Source organism: Sphingomonas sp. S1-29 (assembly GCF_026167545.1).
Taxonomy (GTDB): Bacteria; Pseudomonadota; Alphaproteobacteria; order Sphingomonadales; family Sphingomonadaceae; genus Sphingomonas.
This window is the reverse complement of record NZ_CP110678.1, coordinates 2416770-2435616: the sequence shown is the minus strand read 5'-3', so window position 1 is coordinate 2435616 and position 18847 is coordinate 2416770. Positions and strand designations below refer to the sequence as shown.

Genomic DNA, 18847 nt, shown 5'->3' with positions numbered 1-18847 from the left:
GATGTCAACTCCCTCGCCGCATCAATCGCGGCAATAGCCCTCGGCGTCCTTCACCGTCAGGCAGTCGGTCTTGCCGTCGAGATATTTGAGGCCCGTCGCGGCGCCGTCGGTGGCGCGCAGCAATTGCGGACCGTCGGGGCGGGTGAAGGCGATGCCGTCCTCGGTCGCGGTACCGTCGAAGCTGCCGCTGTCGTCGAGCGTATATTGCATCGTCAGCCGATAGTGGCCGGGCAGATCGCCCCTGGCGATGTCGAGGTTGAGCCCCTCGACCCCGCGCCATTGCCCGACCCAGCCATCGGCGGTCGCGATCGCTGCGGCCGAGGGTTCCTCGGCGGGCGCGGCATTCCCATCGCCCTCGCCGCCGGGCAATTCGACGATATCGCCGTCGAGCCCTGCCGCATTCTCGGCCGCGAGCACTTCGTTCTCGACCGCACTGGTGCCGCCGCCGCAGCCCGCCAGCGTCAGCAGGGCGATGATGGCGATCGGGGCATGGCGCATGCAATATCTCCTGTCGGGTGGTGGCGCTCGGGGTCGCTCGAAGCTAGATATGTCGGGCTTTCCCGTCCAGCCGAGAGAACCCGCCCGTGCCCCGCCCCATCGAGCAACGCCCCCCCGAGCAACGCCCTGTTGTCATCGCTTCGGACCATGCCGCGATCGAATTGAAGGCGGCACTGGTCGCGTGGCTACGCGAGGGCGGCCAAGCGGTCGACGACCTGGGGCCGCACGACGGCACGAGCGTCGACTATCCCGATTATGGCTATCGGCTGGCGCAGGCGGTGGCGGGCGGCGACGCGGTCGGCATTGCCTTGTGCGGATCGGGGATCGGCATCTCGATCGCGGTGAACCGCCACCCCGGCTGCCGCGCGGCCCTGGTCAACGAACCGCTGTCGGCGGCGCTGGCGCGCGAACATAACGACGCCAATGTGATCGCGCTCGGTGCGCGGCTGGTTGGGGTCGAGATGGCCAAGGCGTGCGTGGCGGCGTTCCTGGCGACGCCGTTCGGCGGCGAACGCCATGCCCGGCGGGTGGCCAAGCTGGGGGCACCGGTGCTGGGGGCGTAGGGTCCAAACCTGCACCGTTCGCCCTGAGCTTGTCGAAGGGTCGGCCCGCACTCGCCAATCTCGCGCGCGTGGAAAGTGCGGGCCGAGGCTTCGACAAGCTCAGCCCGAACGGGGTTTGGGGAACGGGTTTCGAGGAAAAGCCTAGCTCAGCACCCCGATCGCCAGCGTCAGCGCGCCCAGCCCCAGCGACAGCGGCACGCGCAGCGTCATCCACCACGGCGGCGCGATCCCTTCCGCCACCAGCCGGCGATCGACCGCGAGACTCGCGATGATCCCCAGCCCCAGCAGCAGCAGCGACGGCGCGGGCCACGTCATCCCGACCGCCCAGGGGATCGCGCTCGCCAGCGCCACCAGCGAGGGGAGCACGCTCACCCCGAACACCCATCCGCGCGCGACGGGCGATGCGGCGGCTAGCCCCCACCACAGGCCACCCAGAAAGCTGAAGATGATCGCGGCATAGGCGAACGCCAGCGCCTGCGCCGAAAACGCCCATTCGGGCTCGCCCGACAGGATCGCGCCGAGCGCGGCGACTTGCGGCAGCAGCCCGGCGAAGCCGAGCAACCGGGCGTTGGCGGGAATGGCGGCGAAGCGGGGCGCAGACGGTTGCATATGCCCTTAATGGTGGGTGGCGTTCGGCTTCGCCAGCATCTAAGGACACGGTCGACCGGTGCGCCGCTCCAGATGCGGGCGCCCATCCGAAAGGTACCGCCGCATGAGCACCAACCCGCAAGCCCTGCACGACGTCCAGCCCGACGGCTTCTTCACCCGCGACCTCGCCTCGAGCGATCCCGAGATTTTCGCGGGCATCGCGCACGAACTCGACCGCGAGCGCCATCAGATCGAGCTGATCGCGAGCGAGAACATCGTCTCCAAGGCGGTGCTCGAGGCGCAAGGGTCGGTGTTCACCAACAAATATGCCGAAGGCTATCCGGGCAAGCGCTATTACCAGGGCTGCGCGCCGTCGGACGAGGTCGAGACGCTGGCAATCGAGCGCGCCAAGGCGCTGTTCGGCTGCGGCTTCGCCAACGTCCAGCCGCATTCGGGCGCGCAGGCCAATGGCGCGGTGATGCTCGCGCTGACCAAGCCCGGCGACACGATCCTGGGCATGAGCCTCGACGCCGGCGGCCATCTGACGCACGGTGCCAAGGCGGCGCAGTCGGGCAAGTGGTTCAACGCGATCCAGTATGGCGTTCGCCGCGACGATCACCTGATCGACTTCGACCAGGTCGAGGCGCTGGCCAAGGAGCATCGCCCCAAGCTGATCATCGCGGGCGGTTCGGCCTATCCGCGCCAGATCGACTTCGCCAAGTTCCGCGCGATCGCCGATGAAGTCGGCGCCTATTTCATGGTCGACATGGCGCATTTCGCAGGCATCGTCGCGGCGGGCCACCACCCCTCGCCCTTCGCCCACGCGCATGTCGTGACGACGACGACGCACAAGACGCTGCGCGGCCCGCGCGGCGGCATGATCATGAGCAACGACGAGGCGCTGGCCAAGAAGTTCAACTCGGCGGTGTTTCCGGGGCTGCAGGGCGGGCCGCTGATGCATGTGATCGCCGCCAAGGCGGTGGCGTTCGGCGAGGCGCTGCGCCCCGAATATAAGAGCTACATCGCCGCCGTGGTCGAGAACGCCAAGGTGCTGGCGGCGACGCTCAAGGAGCGCGGATCGGACCTCGTCTCGGGCGGCACCGACACGCATCTGGCGCTGGTCGACCTCACCCCGCTCAAGGTGACGGGCAAGGACGCCGACGAGGCGCTCGAGCGCTCGGCGATCACCTGCAACAAGAACGGCGTGCCCTTCGATCCGCTGCCGCCGATGAAGACCAGCGGCATCCGCGTCGGCAGCCCCGCGGGCACCACGCGCGGCTTCGGCACCGCCGAGTTCCGCGAGATCGGCAACATGATCGCCGACGTGCTCGACGCGCTGGCGGCGAACGGCGAACATGGGGACCCTTCGGTCGAGGCCGACGTTCGGCTTCGTGTGCGCGCATTGTGCGAGCGCTTCCCGATCTATCCGGAGCTTTGAACATGAACCAGAACGACACCGGCATCGACAAGACGCTCGGCAAGAGCATGGCGAAATGGGGCGCCTTGGGCGCGGTCATCGCGATCCCGGTGCCGTTCATCGGCCCGATCATCGGTGCCGCCGCCGGCGCGGGCTATGCCTATTACAAGGGCAAGAAGCGGGTCTGAATGCGCTGTCCTTTCTGCGCCCATGAAGACAGCCAGGTAAAGGACAGCCGCCCGAGCGAGGACGGCGGCGCGATCCGCCGCCGCCGTCAATGCTCGGCCTGCGGCGCGCGCTTCACGACGTTCGAGCGGATCCAGCTGCGCGAACTGTCGGTGCTGAAGAGCGAGGACCGCCGCGAACCGTTCGACCGCGAGAAGCTGATCCGCTCGGTCTCGATCGCCTGCCGCAAACGCCCGATCGCCGCGCCGCAGATCGAGCAACTGGTATCGGGCATCCAACGCCAGCTCGAAACCTCGGGCGAGACCGAGGTGGGGACGAAGCGGATCGGCGAGATGGTGATGGAGGGGCTCAAGGGCCTCGATTCGGTGGCGTATATCCGCTTCGCCAGCGTGTATAAGGATTTCCGCGAGGCACGCGATTTCGAGGAATTCGCGGGCAGCGTGACCGAGGTTGCGCGGGGGTGATAGGCTTCATTCCTTAACCCCGTTCCTCCTGAGTAGGGGCTGAGCGAAGGCGAAGACCCGTATCGAAGGACATTGCCCCAAGCGACCCGGTCCTTCGATACGCCATTTCGACAAGCTCAATGGCTACTCAGGACGAACGGATAGGAAAAAAGCCGTCGTTGGCTTCTTTTCCGCAAGCCGCATACCGTTTAGCACCCCACCCAAACCGCGCATCGAAGGACCGCGAGTGGCATTCCACACCTATATTCTGCGCTGCTCCGACGGACATTATTATGTCGGCCACACCGATAATCTCGAACGGCGGATCGCGCAGCATCAGGCGGGCGAGATCCCCGGCTACACCCAGACCCGGCTGCCGGTGGCGTTCCTGTGGTCTGCCGATTTCCCTTCGCGCGCCGAGGCATTGCAAGTCGAACTGCAGCTCAAGGGCTGGGGGCGTCCCAAGAAGGAGGCGCTGATCCGCGGCGACTGGCAGGCGGTGCAGGCGCTTGCGAAAAAGTCCTTCGATACGGGTCTTCGACAAGCTCAGCCCCTACTCAGGACGAACGGGGAAGAGGATCATTCCGCACCCCAACTCGCCCCGCCCCCCGTCCTCGTCCTCGTCCGCCCGCAGCTCGGCGAAAATATCGGCAAGGCGGCGCGCGCGATGCTTAATTTCGGGCTGACCGAGCTGCGCTTGGTCGCGCCGCGTGACGGCTGGCCCAATCCCAGCGCCGGCCCGGCCGCCAGCGGCGCCGATCGCGTGCTCGCCGACGCGACGGTCTATGACAGCGTCGCCGATGCGGTCGCCGATTGCGCGCATGTGTTTGCGACAACGGTGCGGCGACGCGGGGTGGTCAAGCCGGTGATGAGCCCCGAACAGGCGGCGGTGGCGATCCATGGCGATCCCTCGCGCGCGGCGATACTCTTCGGGCCGGAACGCTCAGGCCTCGACAGCGATGACGTCGCGATTGCTCGGACGATCATCACGGTGCCGATCAACCCCGAATTCGCCTCGCTCAACCTGGCGCAGGCAGTGATGGTGGTCGCGTATGAATGGTCGAAGCATGTCGCGCTGGCGCAGCCATCGCGGGTCGAGCCCGATCCGCCCGCGTTGCAGGCCGATCTCGACGGGATGATCGGCCAATGGGAGATGATGCTAGAGGAAGCGGGCTATTTCTTCCCGCCCGATCGCACCCCGGTGACCAAGCGGATGATGCGGACGTTGCTCACCAAGCCCAACTGGAGCGCGCAGGAAGTGCGGACGGTGCGCGGGATGCTTACCGCGCTGGCGAAGCCGCAGAAGCGCTAAGGTTGGCGTCGAACGCCTCGAGCTCATAGGCGATCGAGGCCTCGACCAGCCGCTCCCACAGATCGCCGACCACCGCCTCGGGCACCCCGGCGGCGCGCGCATGGGCTTGCGCATTGGCGATTACCTGCGCCTTGCGCGCTTCGTCGCGGACCTGGCCGCGCTCGGGCTTGATCCGCGCGGCGGCGTCCATATAGCCAAAGCGCGTGGCGAGCAGCGCCACCAGTTGCGCGTCGAGCGCGTCGACGCCGGCGCGCACCTGGGCCATGCTGGTGCAGTCGGCGGGGGGAAGAATATCTGCCATGGCCGCCGCTTTCGCGCAGGCAGCGCAGCCTGTCCAGCTTGACTCGCGGCGCCCTCGCGGCTAACCGCCGGCGCTTCGCAATCGACCCCGCACCCCGGTGAAGCGGTGGTCCTGCCGATCCCAATGACTTCATGGTCAGGCCGATCCCAGCAGCGCGACGACCGGGATCGCATGGCATTCGGCCGTGCGGTCATACGCCATTGCAAGAAGGACTTATTATGTCGAAGCGCAACAGCGCCAAGTACAAGCTCGATCGGCGGATGGGCGAGAATATTTGGGGTCGTCCCAAATCGCCCGTCAACAAGCGCGAATATGGCCCCGGCCAGCACGGCCAGCGCCGCAAGGGCAAGGTGTCGGACTTCGGCATCCAGCTGCGCGCCAAGCAGAAGCTCAAGGGCTATTACGGCGAAGTCACCGAAAAGCAGTTCCACTCGACCTATGTCGAGGCGGCACGCCTGAAGGGCGATACCAGCCAGAAGCTGATCGGCCTGCTCGAGCAGCGGCTCGACATGGTGGTGTATCGCGCGAAGTTCGCCCCGACGATCTTCTCGGCACGCCAGATCGTCAACCATGGCCACATCCGCGTGAACGGCGTGAAGTGCAACATCGCTTCGCGCCGGATCAAGCCGGGCGACGAAATCTCGCTGGGCAGCAAGGCGCAGCAGATGGCGCTGATCATGGAAGCGCAGACGCTGGCCGAGCGCGACATCCCCGATTACATCGCGCCCGACGGCAACGCCAAGGTGACCTTCACTCGCGTGCCGACGCTCGACGAGGTGCCGTATCCGGTGAAGATGGAACCGAATCTGGTGGTCGAATTCTACTCGCGCTGATGCCAAGGATTTAGCGCAGCTAAATCCGGCACCACCTCAGCGCGAGCGGCCGGCGGTGCCAAGGCACCGACCGACGGCGCGGCTTTGCCGCGACGCAGTTTCAGGAAAAGGGCGGTACCGCAAGGTGCCGCCCTTTTTCGTGCGCCCGCCCCCCCGTCGTCACCCCGGGCTTGACCCGGGGTCCATGCGAGGCGCGTGCCGCAAACCAACCGCCGGTGGCACCGGCTGCCCTGGCTGCCGGGTCAAGCCCGGCATGACGAAGGGGATAGGTGGACAAGCCCCCCGCTGCGGCTACCATCCCCCGCATCCCCTCCCTACCGGAGTATCCGATGCGTATTCTTCCTCTCGCCTGCCTCCTCCTCGCCTCGACCGCCGCCAGCGCGCAGACGGTGCCGATCGACACCTTCCGCGACGCGGTGAAGACGCTGTCCTCCGACGAGTTCGAAGGCCGCGCGCCGGGCACCGCGGGCGAGGAAAAGGCGCTCGCCTATCTCGTCGCGCAATTCCAGGCGGCGGGGCTCAAGCCCGGCAACGACGGCAGCTGGTTCCAGGACGTCCCGCTGGTCGAGATCACCGCGCGCAACGTGTCGCCGCTCCGCTTCACCGGCGGCAAGGCGCCAATGAGCCTCGCCTATGGCCCGCAGATGGTGGTCGGCACCTATCAGGTCACCCCGCGCATCGACCTGAAGGATTCGGACGTCGTCTTCGTCGGCTATGGCGTCAACGCGCCCGAACGCGGGTGGAACGACTATGCCGGGATCGACGTGAAGGGAAAGACCGTCGTCATCCTGATCAACGATCCCGATTGGGCGAACAAGGACACGACCGGCGACTTCGGCGGCCGCGCGATGACCTATTACGGCCGCTGGACCTACAAATACGAAGAAGCCGCGCGCCAGGGCGCCGCCGCCGCGATCATCGTCCACCAGACCGCGCCCGCCGCCTATGGCTGGAACGTCGTCCAGTCGAGCTGGACCGGCGCGCAGCAATTGGCCGACAGCGCCGATGGCGGCGCGAGCGAGAGCAAGGCGATCGGCTGGATCCAGCTCGATCAGGCCAAGGCGCTGTTCGCGGGTGCGGGCAAGGATTTCGATCAGCTCGCCGCCGCCGCCGCGCGCAAGGGGTTCAAGCCGGTGCCGCTGACCGGGGTGAAGGCGTCGGTGAGCTTCGACAATCAGGTCCGCAAGCACGCCTCGAAGAACGTGATCGGCATCCTGCCGGGCACCGCCAAGCCCGACGAGGTCGTGCTCTATACCGGCCATTGGGACCATCTGGGCCGCTGCGAGGCGGCGCCCGATGGCGACGACATCTGCAACGGCGCGATCGACAATGCGACGGGCACCGCCGCGCTGGTCGCGCTCGCCAAGGCCAATGCGGCAGCGGGCGCGACGCCGCGCAGCCAGGTGTTCCTGGCGGTGACCGCCGAGGAATCGGGGCTGCTCGGCAGCGCTTATTATGGCGACAACCCGGTCTATCCGCACGCCAAGACCGTCGGCGGGGTCAACATGGACGCGCTGCAGATGGCGGGTCCGGCGAAGAACGTGACGGTGGTCGGCGCGGGCAAGTCCGAGCTCGACGGGTATCTGAACCGCGCGCTGGCGGCGCAAGGCCGCGTCGCCAGCCCCGAGCCGACGCCGGAGAAGGGCTATTATTACCGATCGGACCATTTCAGCCTCGCCAAGCACGGCGTGCCGATGCTGTATGTCGATGGCGGCAACGATCTGGTCGAAGGCGGCGTCGCGGCGGGCGAAGCCTATGCCGCTGCGTATGAGAAGAACGCCTATCACGGCCCGCAGGACGAGTTCGATCCCGCGTGGCGCTGGGACGGGGTGCAGCGCGACCTAGACCTGTACTACGCCGTCGGCCGCGCGCTGGCGACGAGCGATGCCTGGCCCAACTGGGTGGCCGGCGACGAATTCCGAGCGATCCGCGACAAGAGCCGGGCGGGGGAGTAACCTGCTCCCCTCCCTGAAAGGGAGGGGCTGGGGGTGGGTCGAGTGCTCGCGATACGGCGGGGTTGCGCGGTGCCGGCGCCGTATCGCCAGGCCCCTACCCACCCCCGACCCCTCCCTAAAAGGGAGGGGAGAAGACGCTTTGCCCGGATCGCGCGTCCGCGATACGGCGGGGCCGCGCGGTGCCGACGCCGTATCGCCAGGCCCCTACCCACCCCCTACCCCTCCCTAAAAGGGAGGGGAGAAGACGCTTTGCCAGGGTCGCGTGCTCGCGATACGGTCGGGCCACGCGGTGCCGGCGTCGTATCGCCAGGCCTCTACCCACCCCCTACCCCTCCCTGAAAGGGAGGGGGAAAGGTGCTTCCCTCAAACCGCTTCCCCCATTACATCGCGCGCCATGACTCTCCCCCCTCCCCCCGAATGGGCGCAGCATGATGCGGTGTGGATCGGCTTTCCCAGCCACCCCGAGATCTGGGGCCCGCCGCTCGAAGGCGCGCGCGCCGAGACCGCTGCCTTTGCCAATGCCATCGCCGCCAAGGGCCGCGGCGAGCGCGTGCTGCTGGTGGCCGCCGACGACGAAGCCGCCGCCGCCGCGCGCCCGCTGATCGACGCGCAGGTCGAGCTGATCGTCGAACCCTTTGGCGACGTCTGGCTGCGCGATACCGCGGCGATCGTCACCGGCGACGGCAGCGCGCGCGACTTCGGCTTCAACGGCTGGGGCGGCAAGTTCCACTTTCCCGGCGATGAGGATGTCGGCGCGCGGCTCGCGCAGCGGCAGGGCCTGCGCTTCGCGACCTGCGACTGGGTGGTCGAGGGCGGCGCGATCGACGGCGACGGCACCGGGCTGGTCGTCACGACCGAGCAATGCCTGCTCAACCGCAACCGCAACGCCGCGCTGTCGCAGCACGCAGCCGAAACGCGGCTGCTCGCCGATCTCGGCTATGACCGCGTGCTGTGGCTGGGCGACGGCTTGGTCAACGACCATACCGACGGCCATGTCGACAATCTGGCGCGCTTCGTCGGGGTCAACCGGCTGGCGATCCCCAGCCCGGAAGAAAACGACCCCAATTGGCTGATCTACCAGGACGCGGTCCGCCGCGCCGAGGCGTTCGGGGTCGAGGTGGTCCGCCTGCCGTCGCCCGGCCGGGTGATCGTCGACGACGAGGTGGTGCCGGCGAGCTATATGAATTTCTATATCGGCAATGCGGTGGTCGCGGTGCCGACCTATGGCATGCCCAACGACGCAGCCGCGGTCGCGGCGGTGCAGGCGCTGTTCCCGGATCGCGAGGCGGTGGGGCTGCGCGCCGACCATATCCTGACGGGTGGTGGGAGCTTCCACTGCATCAGCCAGCAATTGCCGCGGATTTAAGAACAGCCGTTCGTTTCGAGCGAAGTCGAGAAACGCTGATGGAGCGCGAACTTCGGTTTCTCGACTACGCTCGAAACGAACGGGGCAGGAGAAATAGATGACCACCATCACCGTCGCCGCGATGCAGCTGGCCTTCGGCCCCGACCTCGACGCCAATATCGCCGCGGTCACCGACCTCGTCCGCGAGGCACATGCCAAGGGCGCGCAGGTCGTCCTCCCCCCCGAACTATTCGAGGGCGAATATTTCTGCCGCACCGAGGAGGAGGAATGGTTCGCCACCGCGCGCCCCGTCACCGAGCACCCGGCGGTACTGGCGATGCAGCGCCTCGCCGACGAGCTGAACCTCTACATCCCCACCAGCTTCTTCGAGGCCGACGGGCCGCATCACTACAACTCGCTGGCGATGATCGGCCCCGATGGCGGCGTGCAAGGCGTCTATCGCAAGAGCCACATCCCCGACGGCCCGGGCTATGAGGAGAAATTCTATTTCCGCCCGGGCAATACCGGGTTCAAGGTGTGGGACGGCCCCGCCGCCCGCCTCGGCGTCGGGGTGTGCTGGGACCAATGGTATCCCGAAGTCGCGCGCGCGATGATGCTGATGGGCGCCGAAATCCTGTTCTACCCCACCGCGATCGGCGCCGAGCCGCACGACGCGACGCTCGACACGCGCCACATGTGGCGGCGCGCGATGCTCGGGCATGCGGTGTCGAACGTCGTGCCTATCGTCGCCTCGAACCGGATCGGGGTCGAGCATGGCCAGGCATTTTACGGCCACAGCTTCATCTGCGACGAGTTCGGCGAGATGCTCGCCGAGTTCGGCGCCGAGGAAACCGGGGTGCTGACCGCGACGCTCGATTTGGCGCGGGTGAAGAAGAACCGCGCGGGCATGGGCTTTTTCCGCGATCGCCGGCCCGATCTGTACCGTCGGCTGGTCGAGGACGTCTGATCCGCCGACGGTCGATCAACGATGGTGTTAAACCAACATATGTTGAATAGGACTCGACGCCCAAAATCGAGCGGTTAACGGTAGCTGAATGCGTCCTGCGGTGTAGGCGCTAAACCACCCGGCCCATTCAACAAACCGAGGTACGCATGCCCGCCGAACTACCCAAGGCGCATGAGTGGCAACCCGATCATTTCCGCCTGGCGGTCAACGCCGCGGGCGTCGCCTTATGGGCCTGGAACGTCGACACCGACCAGCTGACGATGGACAAGCGCGGCTTCGAGCTGTGGGGCGTGCCGTGGAGCGAGTTGGTTACCTTCACCGAGCTGTCGTCGCGGATCCACCCCGCTGATCGCGACCGCGTGCGATCGGCCTTTGCCGCGACGCGCGCGACGCTGGGCGCGTACGAGACCGATTTCCGCATCCTCATCGGCGACGAGGTCCGCTGGATCGCCGCACGCGGCCAGGGCGAGGATGTCGGCATCGTCGGCCGCACGATGTTCGGCATCTTCCTCGACGTCACCGGGCGCAAGCAGGCCGAAGAGGGGCATGAACTGCTCGCCGGCGAGATGAGCCACCGCGTCAAGAATCTGCTCGCGATCGCCAGCGGGCTGACCGCGATCACCTCGCGTTCGGCATCGAACACCGCCGAGATGGCGGGCGAACTCACCGGGCGACTGACCGCGCTCGGGCGTGCGCACGACCTGGTGCGACCATTGCCCAACGGCCAGGGGGGGGCGGCGCTGCTCGGCGACCTGATCTCGATCCTGCTTGCCCCCTATGACGATCTGGGCGCGTTCAAGGGCCGGATCCGTGTTGCGGTCGAGCGGCTCGGCGTCAGCGAGAACGCCGCGACGGGGATCGCGCTGATCATCCACGAACTCGCGACCAATTCGATGAAATATGGCGCGCTGTCGCAGCAGACGGGGACGCTCGACATCGCCAGCGTGTCCGAGGCCGATCATGTCGTCCTCACCTGGACCGAGCGCGGCGGCCCCCCGGTCGAGGCGCCGAGCCAGCCCGAGGGGTTCGGCAGCCAGCTGGTCCGGCGCAGCGTTACCAGCCAGCTCGGCGGGTCGATCGACTATGACTGGTCCGAAGGCGGGCTGATCGTAACATTACGTATCAAGCGCAATCGGCTGACCTGATAGGAATTGCGCGGCATTCATCGACTCGGTTCGGATCGATCGGTACATTGGCCGCGCGCCCCCAAGGAGTATCGTCGATGCACGTCGTTCTGGTCACCTATCCCAAGCGCGACGGCGCGCGGTTCGACGAAGCCTATTACACCGCGACGCACATGCCGTTGGTGCGCGATGGCTGGACGAAATATGGCCTGACCGACGCGCAGGCGCTGTACCCCAGCGCCGCGGGTGACAGCGGGTTCACTGCGGTGGCGGTGCTCAGCTTCCGCGACGACAAAGCGCTGCAGGCGGCGCTCGCTTCGCCCGAAGCGCCCGGGATCATGGGCGACGTTCCCAATTTCACCGATATCGAACCCGCCATGCACTTCCTGCAGCATGGCTGACGCGGGCCACCCCGCCGGCCGCTATGGCTCGGTCTCGCGCTTCCTCCACTGGAGCATGGCGGCGCTGATCCTGGTCAATCTGCCGCTGGGGCTGCTGAGCGATACGCTCGAGGATGCCGGCTACGAGACCGTCGGGCTGCACAAGTCGATCGGGCTGACGCTGCTGGCGCTGGCGCTCATCCGCATCGGCTGGCGGCTGATGAACCCGCCGCCGCCGCTTCCCGCGAGCGTTTCGCGCCGCGAGGCGCGGATCGCGGTGGCGGTGCATGTGCTGCTCTATGGACTGATGCTAGCACTGCCGCTCACCGGCTATGTCTTTTCTTCGGCGGGCAAATATCCGCTCACCTGGTTCGACCTGTTCGGCGTGCCCAAGCTGGCATTGACCCGCGACGATGCGATCGTCGGGCTGTCGCGCGAGGGGCACGAGATCCTCGGCTGGGTGATGATCGCCGCCGCACTCGGCCACATCGCCGCGGCGCTGCGCCACCATCTCGTGCTGCGCGACGGCGTACTGCGCCGGATGCTCGGCTAAACGGGGGCGGAGCATTTCCTCGTCACCCCGGACTTGTTCCGGGGTCTGCCGTGCCACGGATGATGCCGCCGATGAACGAGCGCCCCCCGCATCCGGTCAAACCGCTATAACCGCCCGCCATATTCGGGCCTGGCCGGCGTGGAAGGACCTTGCCGTCGGGCTTGGTCCTCCAACCATATCGGTAGCACCCTGCGGCTCGGTGGGCCCCGGACCAAGTCCGGGGTGACGATCGGGAAACCTCGTCCCACCCTAGTCAGTCGTTCGGCTCTTCCACCGAAACGGTCGTTGACGGGTGCCCGACCTCACGCGCGCCAAGATGGTTGACCGCGGCGCGCCGACGATGCACCCGCCGGCGCACCGCTACGGAGTTCCGGCATCTTGCGCACCCCCCTTCCGCTCGCCTTCCTGCTGCTCGCCGGCACCGCCGCCCCTGCGCTGGCGCAAACCGCGCAACCCGCGCCGGCATCGCCGCTGCCCGACATCGTCGTCACCGGGCGCGGGATCGCCGAGGTCGATCCGCGCTCCGACGCGATCGCGATCCTCGACCGCGATCGGCTCACGCGCACCGCGAGCAACCGGCTTGAGGATGCGCTGGCCGACATCGCGGGCATCCAGTCATTCCGCCGCGCCGATTCGCGATCGGCCAACCCCACCAGCCAGGGGATCACGCTGCGCGGCATCGGCGGCAACGCCTCGAGCCGTGCGCTGCTGATCCTCGACGGGGTGCCGCAGGCCGATCCGTTCGCGGGCTGGGTCGCCTTTCCCGCTTATGCGCCCTCGCGGCTCGGCCAGGTCCGCGTCCAGCGCGGCGGCGGCAGCGCGCTGTGGGGATCGGGCGCGCTGTCAGGCGTGATCGAAATGACCAGCGCGACCCCCGACCAGCTGTCGCCGCTGACCGCCGACATCTTCTATGGCGAGCGCAACGCGGTCGATGCGCAGGGCTCGGCGAGCCTGGTGCGCGACAACGGCTTTGCGAGCTTCACCGCGGGCTATGCGCGCGGCGACGGCTTCGTGCCGATCGTCGCCGAGGATCGCGGCGCCGCCGATCGGCCCGCGCCCTATGAACAGTTCAACGCCTCGGCGCGGACGGTGATCGCCATCGCCCCCAACACCGAATTGCAGGCGACGGTCCAGGGCTTCACCGACCGCCGCGAGCGCGGCCAAGCCTTCACCGGAATCGAAAGCGACGGCGCCGATGCCAGCGTCCGGCTGGTCGGGCGCGGGCGCTGGGGCTGGTCGGCGCTCGGCTATGTCCAGACGCGGCGCTTCGCCAGCAGCTTCGCCTCGATTGCCGCCGATCGCAGCGCCTCGACCCAAACGCTCGACCAGTACAACACCCCAGCCACCGGGCTTGGCGCGCGCTTCGAGATCGCCCCGCCGCTGGGCGAGCGACTCGCGGTGCGGCTGGGCGGCGATGTCCGCGAAACCTCGGGCGAGACGCGCGAGCGCTACACCTTCGTCAACGCGCTCCCCACCCGCCGCCGCGTCGCGGGGGGCACGACGCGCACGCTGGGCGGCTTCGTCGACCTCAAGGCCACGCTCGGCGACCTGCGGATCGATGCCAATGGCCGGCTCGACGGCTGGTGGATCGAGGATGGCCGGCTGTTCGAGGCGACGCTGGCGACCGGGGCGACGCTGACCGACACGCGCTTCGCCGATCGATCGGGCACCGAGCCGACCGGCCGCTTCGGGCTGGCCTATGCCGTCGCGGCGCCGTTGACGGTTCGCGCCGCGGTGTATCGCGGCTGGCGGCTGCCGACCCCCAACGAGCTGTACCGCCCCTTCCGCGCGGGCGCCGACGCGACCGCCGCCAATGCCGAGCTCGCGCCCGAAACGCTCGAGGGGGTCGAGGCGGGGATCGACTTCGCCTTCGACGACCGCTTCACGCTGGCGGCGACGGTGTTCGCCAACCGGCTGAACGACGCGATCGCCAACGTCACCGTCGCGGCGGGGCCCGGCACCTTCCCCGGGGTCGGCTTCGTCTCGGCGGCGGGCTTCTACCGCCGGCGCGACAATCTCGACTCGATCGAATCGCGCGGGGTCGAGATCGACGGGCGCGCGCGGCTGGGCGGCTTCACGCTGGGGCTGTCCTATGCCTATGCCGACGCGACCGTCACAGCCGGCCCGCTCGCCCCCGCGCTCGACGGGCTGCGCCCCGCGCAGGTGCCCGCGCACCAGGCGGCGGGAACGATCGGCTGGGCGAAGGACGGCTTCGTCGCCTCGACTGCGCTGCGCTATGTCAGCGAACAGTTCGAGGACGACCAGAACAGCCGCTCGCTCGGCGACGCGCTGACGCTCGACGCGGTGCTGGCGGTGCCCGTCGCGCAGGGCCTTGCGATCGAGGGGCGCGCCGAAAATCTGTTCGACGCGCGGGTCGAAACCGGGTTCAGCGGCACCGCACTCGAACGCGCGCGCCCGCGCCAATTGTGGATCGGCGTCCGCGCCGCGCTCGATTGAGCGAAGGGCTGCCGCCGGGGTCGGGCGCGAAACCGCGTACCCGCCCCATCGGCACCCTTGCCCTCATGCCCCCAAATGCCATATTTCAGGACGTGATGTTGACCCTGACCAATCCGCCGATGCTGATGGCCGAAGACGGCGACGAGCGCGACAATGACAATGGTCGCGATTCGCTGGGCGTCGCGACGCGGACGCGGACCAAGACTAAACAGCCCACCCCCTATCGCGTGCTGATGCTCAACGACGATTACACCCCGATGGAGTTCGTCGTGCTGTGCCTCCAGCGTTTCTTCCGCATGAGCATGGAAGAAGCGACGCAGGTGATGCTCCACGTCCACCAGAAGGGCGTCGGGGTGTGCGGGGTGTTCACCTACGAGGTCGCCGAGACCAAGGTGAGCCAGGTGATGGACCTGGCGCGCCAGAACCAGCACCCGCTGCAATGCACGCTCGAAAAGGCCTGAGCGCCCAGCCTCAACGCCCCTTGGGCAGCCAGCTGAGATCGAGTCCCTCGTAGCGATCGACATAGTTGCTTGCCGCGGTCAGCGCGATTTCGTCGCGGATCGTCACCCTGCCGCCGGTGCGCGCGATCATCCCCTCTTCCTCGAGCTGGCGCAGCATCCGGTTGACGTGGACCGCGGTCAGCCCGGTGGCGTCGCCAATCTCCTCCTGCGTCAGCCCGAGCACGAAGCCGTCGCCGATCTCGCGGTCGGCGGCGCGCAGCCGGTTGCGCAGCTCGAGCAGCAGCGACCCGACCCGCGCCTTGGCCGAGGTGCGCCCCAAGGCCGCGAGCCGGTCGGTCAGCGCCACGCGCTCGATCTGGCCATAGACCAGGATCATCGCCGCCAGCCGCGGATGCAATTCGACCAGTTCGCTCAAGCCCGATTTCTCGAACGGGCAGACCACGCATTCTGACAGCGCACAGATCGTCTCGGGGGCTTCCTGGTACAGGATCGACGACAGCCCCAGCATGTCGCCGGGAAAATGGAAGCGCAGGATCTGCCGCGCGCCGTCGCCCAGGATGACATAGGTCATGATGCAGCCCTTGCGCAGCACGAACAATTCGTTCCCCGCATCGTTCGATCGGCGCAGCACCGCCCCGCGCTTGAGCGTGCGGTTGCGCTCCTCGAGCCGCGCCAGCGCGTCGATCTCGTTCTGGGTGAGCGCGATATGGACGCTCAACACATCGGCGAAACAACTTCCATCCACGCGGTGCTTCCCCTTGTTGGTGCCGGCCACTCCAGCTTGTCCCGGATTGCGGCGATCTTGTCGATCGATGGTCCGTGAATGCGAAGCTTGCGCCGCGGTTCGGGTGCGATAGAAGCCGCGCATGGATCGTATCATCATTCGCGGCGGCAACCGCCTGCAAGGCCGCATCGCCATTTCGGGCGCCAAGAACGCCGCCCTCACGCTCATGCCCTGCGCCTTGCTCACCGACGAGCCGCTGACGCTGCGCAACCTGCCGCGGCTCGCCGATGTCGACGGGTTCGGCCATCTGCTCAACCAGCTCGGCGTCTCGACGATGGTCGAGGGTGCGCACCCCACCGATTTCGGGCGGGTGATGACGATGCGCGCGCAGCGGCTGACCTCGACGATTGCGCCCTATGACATCGTCCGCAAGATGCGCGCGTCGATCCTGGTGCTGGGGCCGCTGCTGGCGCGCGCGGGCGAGGCGACGGTGTCGCTGCCCGGCGGCTGCGCGATCGGCAACCGCCCGATCGACCTGCATCTCAAGGCGCTCGAGGCGCTGGGCGCCGAGATCGAGCTCGCGGCGGGCTATGTGAAGGCCACCGCTCCGGGCGGGCGTCTCCCGGGCGGCCGCGTCAGCTTCCCGATCGTGTCGGTCGGCGCGACCGAGAACGCGCTGATGGCCGCGGTGCTCGCCAAGGGCACCAGCGTGATCGAGAACGCCGCGCGCGAGCCCGAGATCGTCGATTTGTGCAACTGCCTGCTGGCGATGGGCGCATCGATCACCGGCATCGGCAGCGAGACGCTCACGATCGAGGGCCGCGACCGGCTGCACGGCGCGACCTATCGCGTGATGCCCGACCGGATCGAGGCGGGCAGCTATGCCTGCGCCGCGGCGATCACAGGCGGCGCGGTCGAGCTGGTCGGCGCGAGCGCGACCGACATGCGCGCGACGATCGCCGCCTTGGTCGAGGCGGGGGTCACCGTCGAGGAACGCCGCGATTCGCTGTTCATCGAAGCCGCGGGCGGCCTCAAGCCGCTGACGCTGTCGACCGCGCCCTTTCCCGGCTTCGCCACCGACATGCAGGCGCAGTTCATGGCGATGCTGACCCAGGCCGAGGGCGCGAGCCTGTTGACCGAGACGATCTTCGAGAACCGCTACATGCACGTTCCCGAGCTCGCGCGGATGGGCGCCGACATCCAGGTGACCGGGCGTTCGGCGGTGGTGCGCGGGCGTACCCCGCTGATCGGCGCGCCGGTGATGGCGACCGACCTTCGCGCCTCGATGAGCCTGATCATCGCCGGCCTGGCCGCCGAGGGCGAAACCCAGGTCAGCCGGATCTACCACCTCGACCGCGGCTATGAGCGGCTCGAGGAAAAGCTCCAGGGCGTCGGCGCCGACATCGAACGCCTGGGCGACGGCTAAGCCCTCAATCCTCCCCCGCAGGGGGAGGGGGACCATGCGAAGCATGGTGGAGGGGGCGGGCCACAAGCGGCATTGGTCGCGGAAAGCCCCCTCCACCGCTACGCGGTCCCCCTCCCCCCGCGGGGGAGGAAGTTGCGAGCCCCACCAGCGGGCGCAACCAGCGCACCCGCCGCCCGACCAGATAGAACCCCGTGCACACCGCCGCGGTCCCGCCGAGCAGGATCGCGAACTCGGCCCATGGCCCCAGCCCCCACCGCAGCGTCCCCCACGCGATCACCACGATCGCGACATGGTGGACGAGGTAGAAGGGGAACACCGCCTCGCCCAGCGTCCGGCGCCAGCGATGATCGCGGTTCCAGTGGCGGTCGGCGAGGTGGAACAGCGCCAGAATCATCGCCCAGCCCATCGCCACCCGCGCGAAGCGATCGGCCATCATCACCAGATGCGGCGGCACCGTCTCGCCCTGGTAGCGAAGCTCGGTCGCGACCACGACGATGCCCGCCAGCCCGGCGATCCCGAGCGCGGGCTTCCACAGCCGGTCGATCCCCGCCCATAGCCGCGGCTGCGCCGCCAGCGTGAAGCCGAACAGGAAGCTGGGGAAAAAGGTCGCGTGCCCCGGCCAGTCGCTGAACAGCCCCTGCTGCTCGGGCACGGTGAACAACAAGGCCAGCCGCACCGCGCCCATCGCCGCGATCGGCACCCACAACAGCCGCCATCCCTGGAGCAGCCAGCGCACCGCGCCGCCCCCGGGCACCGACCCGCGCGCGACGAGCGCTGCCGCGATCATCGTGTACGCCCAGAGATACACGACGAACCACAGATGCTCCCAGCTCGGGAAGGCCTCGCCCCAGAACGCCCCCACGCGCCAGTAATCGCGCGTCCAGAAGCGCCAATAGCTGCCGGGATAGCCATGATCGACGATCTGAATCCACATCTCGATCGGCACCAGCACGACCATGCCGAACGCCAGCGGCACCAGCAGCCGCAGGTTGCGCGACGCCACGAAGCCGCGGACGCCGCCCGATCGCAGCAGCAACATCCGCGAGGCATAGCCCGACACCGCGAACAGCAACGCCAGCCGCCAGGGGGTGAGCAGCGCCATCGGCGGGATCAGCGCGGGATAGCTGCGCTGGGTATCGATCACCCAGCTCCAGGGTGCGAAGACCATGCCGATATGATAGAGGATCAGCAGCCCGAACGCGGCGATGCGCAGCCAGTCGAGGCCGTAGTGGCGCTGGCCTGCCCGGTTGTCGATCCCGGCAATCGCCTCCATCTGCACTGGTCTGGCCTCGATACCGGGCGCGCGCTTTCGTG

Annotated in this window: 20 protein-coding genes; 15 read left to right on the top strand and 5 right to left on the bottom strand. The window is 68.1% G+C overall.

Annotation, left to right across the window (positions count from 1 at the left end; translation table 11 throughout):
• Positions 1–21: 21 nt before the first annotated feature.
• Complete coding sequence (locus OKW76_RS11665) at positions 22–498, bottom strand: hypothetical protein (protein ID WP_265549054.1); 477 nt, start codon at positions 496–498, stop codon at positions 22–24.
• 86 nt (positions 499–584) lie between these two features.
• On the opposite strand from OKW76_RS11665, the gene rpiB reads away from it, so the two are divergent.
• The gene (gene rpiB / locus OKW76_RS11660) at positions 585–1061 is read left to right on the top strand and encodes a ribose 5-phosphate isomerase B (protein ID WP_265549053.1); all 477 of its coding nucleotides are present in this window, start codon (positions 585–587) and stop codon (positions 1059–1061) included.
• Between the two features lie 141 nt (positions 1062–1202).
• On the opposite strand, the gene OKW76_RS11655 is transcribed toward rpiB, so the two are convergent.
• Positions 1203–1670: a DUF3429 domain-containing protein gene (locus OKW76_RS11655; RefSeq protein ID WP_265549052.1), complete on the bottom strand. Its 468-nt coding sequence runs from the start codon at positions 1668–1670 to the stop codon at positions 1203–1205.
• 103 nt (positions 1671–1773) lie between these two features.
• On the opposite strand from OKW76_RS11655, the gene glyA reads away from it, so the two are divergent.
• The 4 genes from glyA to OKW76_RS11635 all read left to right on the top strand — a co-directional run bounded on the left by glyA (position 1774) and on the right by OKW76_RS11635 (position 5007).
• Positions 1774–3087, top strand: a complete 1314-nt coding sequence (glyA, locus tag OKW76_RS11650; protein WP_265549051.1) for a serine hydroxymethyltransferase — start codon at positions 1774–1776, stop codon at positions 3085–3087.
• Between the two features lie 2 nt (positions 3088–3089).
• Entirely contained in the window at positions 3090–3254 is a 165-nt protein-coding gene (locus OKW76_RS11645) for a hypothetical protein (RefSeq protein ID WP_197054203.1), read from the top strand.
• Entirely contained in the window at positions 3255–3716 is a 462-nt protein-coding gene (nrdR, locus tag OKW76_RS11640; RefSeq protein ID WP_265549050.1) for a transcriptional regulator NrdR, read from the top strand.
• Between the two features lie 226 nt (positions 3717–3942).
• Positions 3943–5007: a TrmH family RNA methyltransferase gene (locus OKW76_RS11635; protein ID WP_265549049.1), complete on the top strand. Its 1065-nt coding sequence runs from the start codon at positions 3943–3945 to the stop codon at positions 5005–5007.
• On the opposite strand, the gene OKW76_RS11630 is transcribed toward OKW76_RS11635, so the two are convergent.
• Positions 4976–5308, bottom strand: coding sequence for a chorismate mutase (locus OKW76_RS11630; RefSeq protein WP_256505923.1), 333 nt, complete (start codon positions 5306–5308; stop codon positions 4976–4978). The two genes, OKW76_RS11635 and OKW76_RS11630, sit on opposite strands and share 32 nt — an antisense overlap.
• Before the next feature lie 218 nt (positions 5309–5526).
• Here OKW76_RS11630 and rpsD point away from each other — a divergent pair, with 218 nt between their 5' ends.
• The 9 genes from rpsD to clpS all read left to right on the top strand — a co-directional run bounded on the left by rpsD (position 5527) and on the right by clpS (position 15383).
• Positions 5527–6141: a 30S ribosomal protein S4 gene (rpsD, locus tag OKW76_RS11625; protein ID WP_265549048.1), complete on the top strand. Its 615-nt coding sequence runs from the start codon at positions 5527–5529 to the stop codon at positions 6139–6141.
• 329 nt (positions 6142–6470) lie between these two features.
• Positions 6471–8096: a M28 family metallopeptidase gene (locus tag OKW76_RS11620; protein WP_265549047.1), complete on the top strand. Its 1626-nt coding sequence runs from the start codon at positions 6471–6473 to the stop codon at positions 8094–8096.
• Between the two features lie 394 nt (positions 8097–8490).
• Positions 8491–9462 (top strand): agmatine deiminase family protein, encoded by a 972-nt coding sequence (locus tag OKW76_RS11615; RefSeq protein WP_265549046.1) that lies wholly within the window; start codon positions 8491–8493, stop codon positions 9460–9462.
• Between the two features lie 97 nt (positions 9463–9559).
• Positions 9560–10408 carry an N-carbamoylputrescine amidase gene (aguB, locus tag OKW76_RS11610; protein ID WP_265549045.1) on the top strand — a complete coding sequence of 283 codons (849 nt, stop codon included), beginning with the start codon at positions 9560–9562 and terminating at the stop codon, positions 10406–10408.
• A gap of 146 nt (positions 10409–10554) precedes the next feature.
• Positions 10555–11553, top strand: coding sequence for a sensor histidine kinase (locus tag OKW76_RS11605; protein ID WP_265549044.1), 999 nt, complete (start codon positions 10555–10557; stop codon positions 11551–11553).
• Positions 11554–11630: 77 nt separating this feature from the next.
• A complete protein-coding gene (locus tag OKW76_RS11600) occupies positions 11631–11933 on the top strand; it encodes an EthD family reductase (protein WP_265549043.1) in 303 nt (100 codons plus the stop codon).
• Positions 11926–12465: a cytochrome b gene (locus OKW76_RS11595; RefSeq protein WP_265549042.1), complete on the top strand. Its 540-nt coding sequence runs from the start codon at positions 11926–11928 to the stop codon at positions 12463–12465. The genes OKW76_RS11600 and OKW76_RS11595 overlap by 8 nt, the downstream gene beginning before the upstream one ends.
• Before the next feature lie 378 nt (positions 12466–12843).
• Positions 12844–14922, top strand: coding sequence for a TonB-dependent receptor (locus OKW76_RS11590; protein WP_322740086.1), 2079 nt, complete (start codon positions 12844–12846; stop codon positions 14920–14922).
• Between the two features lie 125 nt (positions 14923–15047).
• Positions 15048–15383, top strand: coding sequence for an ATP-dependent Clp protease adapter ClpS (gene clpS / locus OKW76_RS11585; RefSeq protein ID WP_265552941.1), 336 nt, complete (start codon positions 15048–15050; stop codon positions 15381–15383).
• Between the two features lie 10 nt (positions 15384–15393).
• On the opposite strand, the gene OKW76_RS11580 is transcribed toward clpS, so the two are convergent.
• Complete coding sequence (locus tag OKW76_RS11580; RefSeq protein WP_265549041.1) at positions 15394–16128, bottom strand: Crp/Fnr family transcriptional regulator; 735 nt, start codon at positions 16126–16128, stop codon at positions 15394–15396.
• 121 nt (positions 16129–16249) lie between these two features.
• Between OKW76_RS11580 and murA the strand changes: the two genes are divergently transcribed.
• Positions 16250–17533, top strand: a complete 1284-nt coding sequence (gene murA / locus OKW76_RS11575; RefSeq protein ID WP_265549040.1) for a UDP-N-acetylglucosamine 1-carboxyvinyltransferase — start codon at positions 16250–16252, stop codon at positions 17531–17533.
• A gap of 4 nt (positions 17534–17537) precedes the next feature.
• On the opposite strand, the gene OKW76_RS11570 is transcribed toward murA, so the two are convergent.
• Positions 17538–18806: an acyltransferase family protein gene (locus OKW76_RS11570; protein WP_265549039.1), complete on the bottom strand. Its 1269-nt coding sequence runs from the start codon at positions 18804–18806 to the stop codon at positions 17538–17540.
• Positions 18807–18847 lie beyond the last annotated feature (41 nt).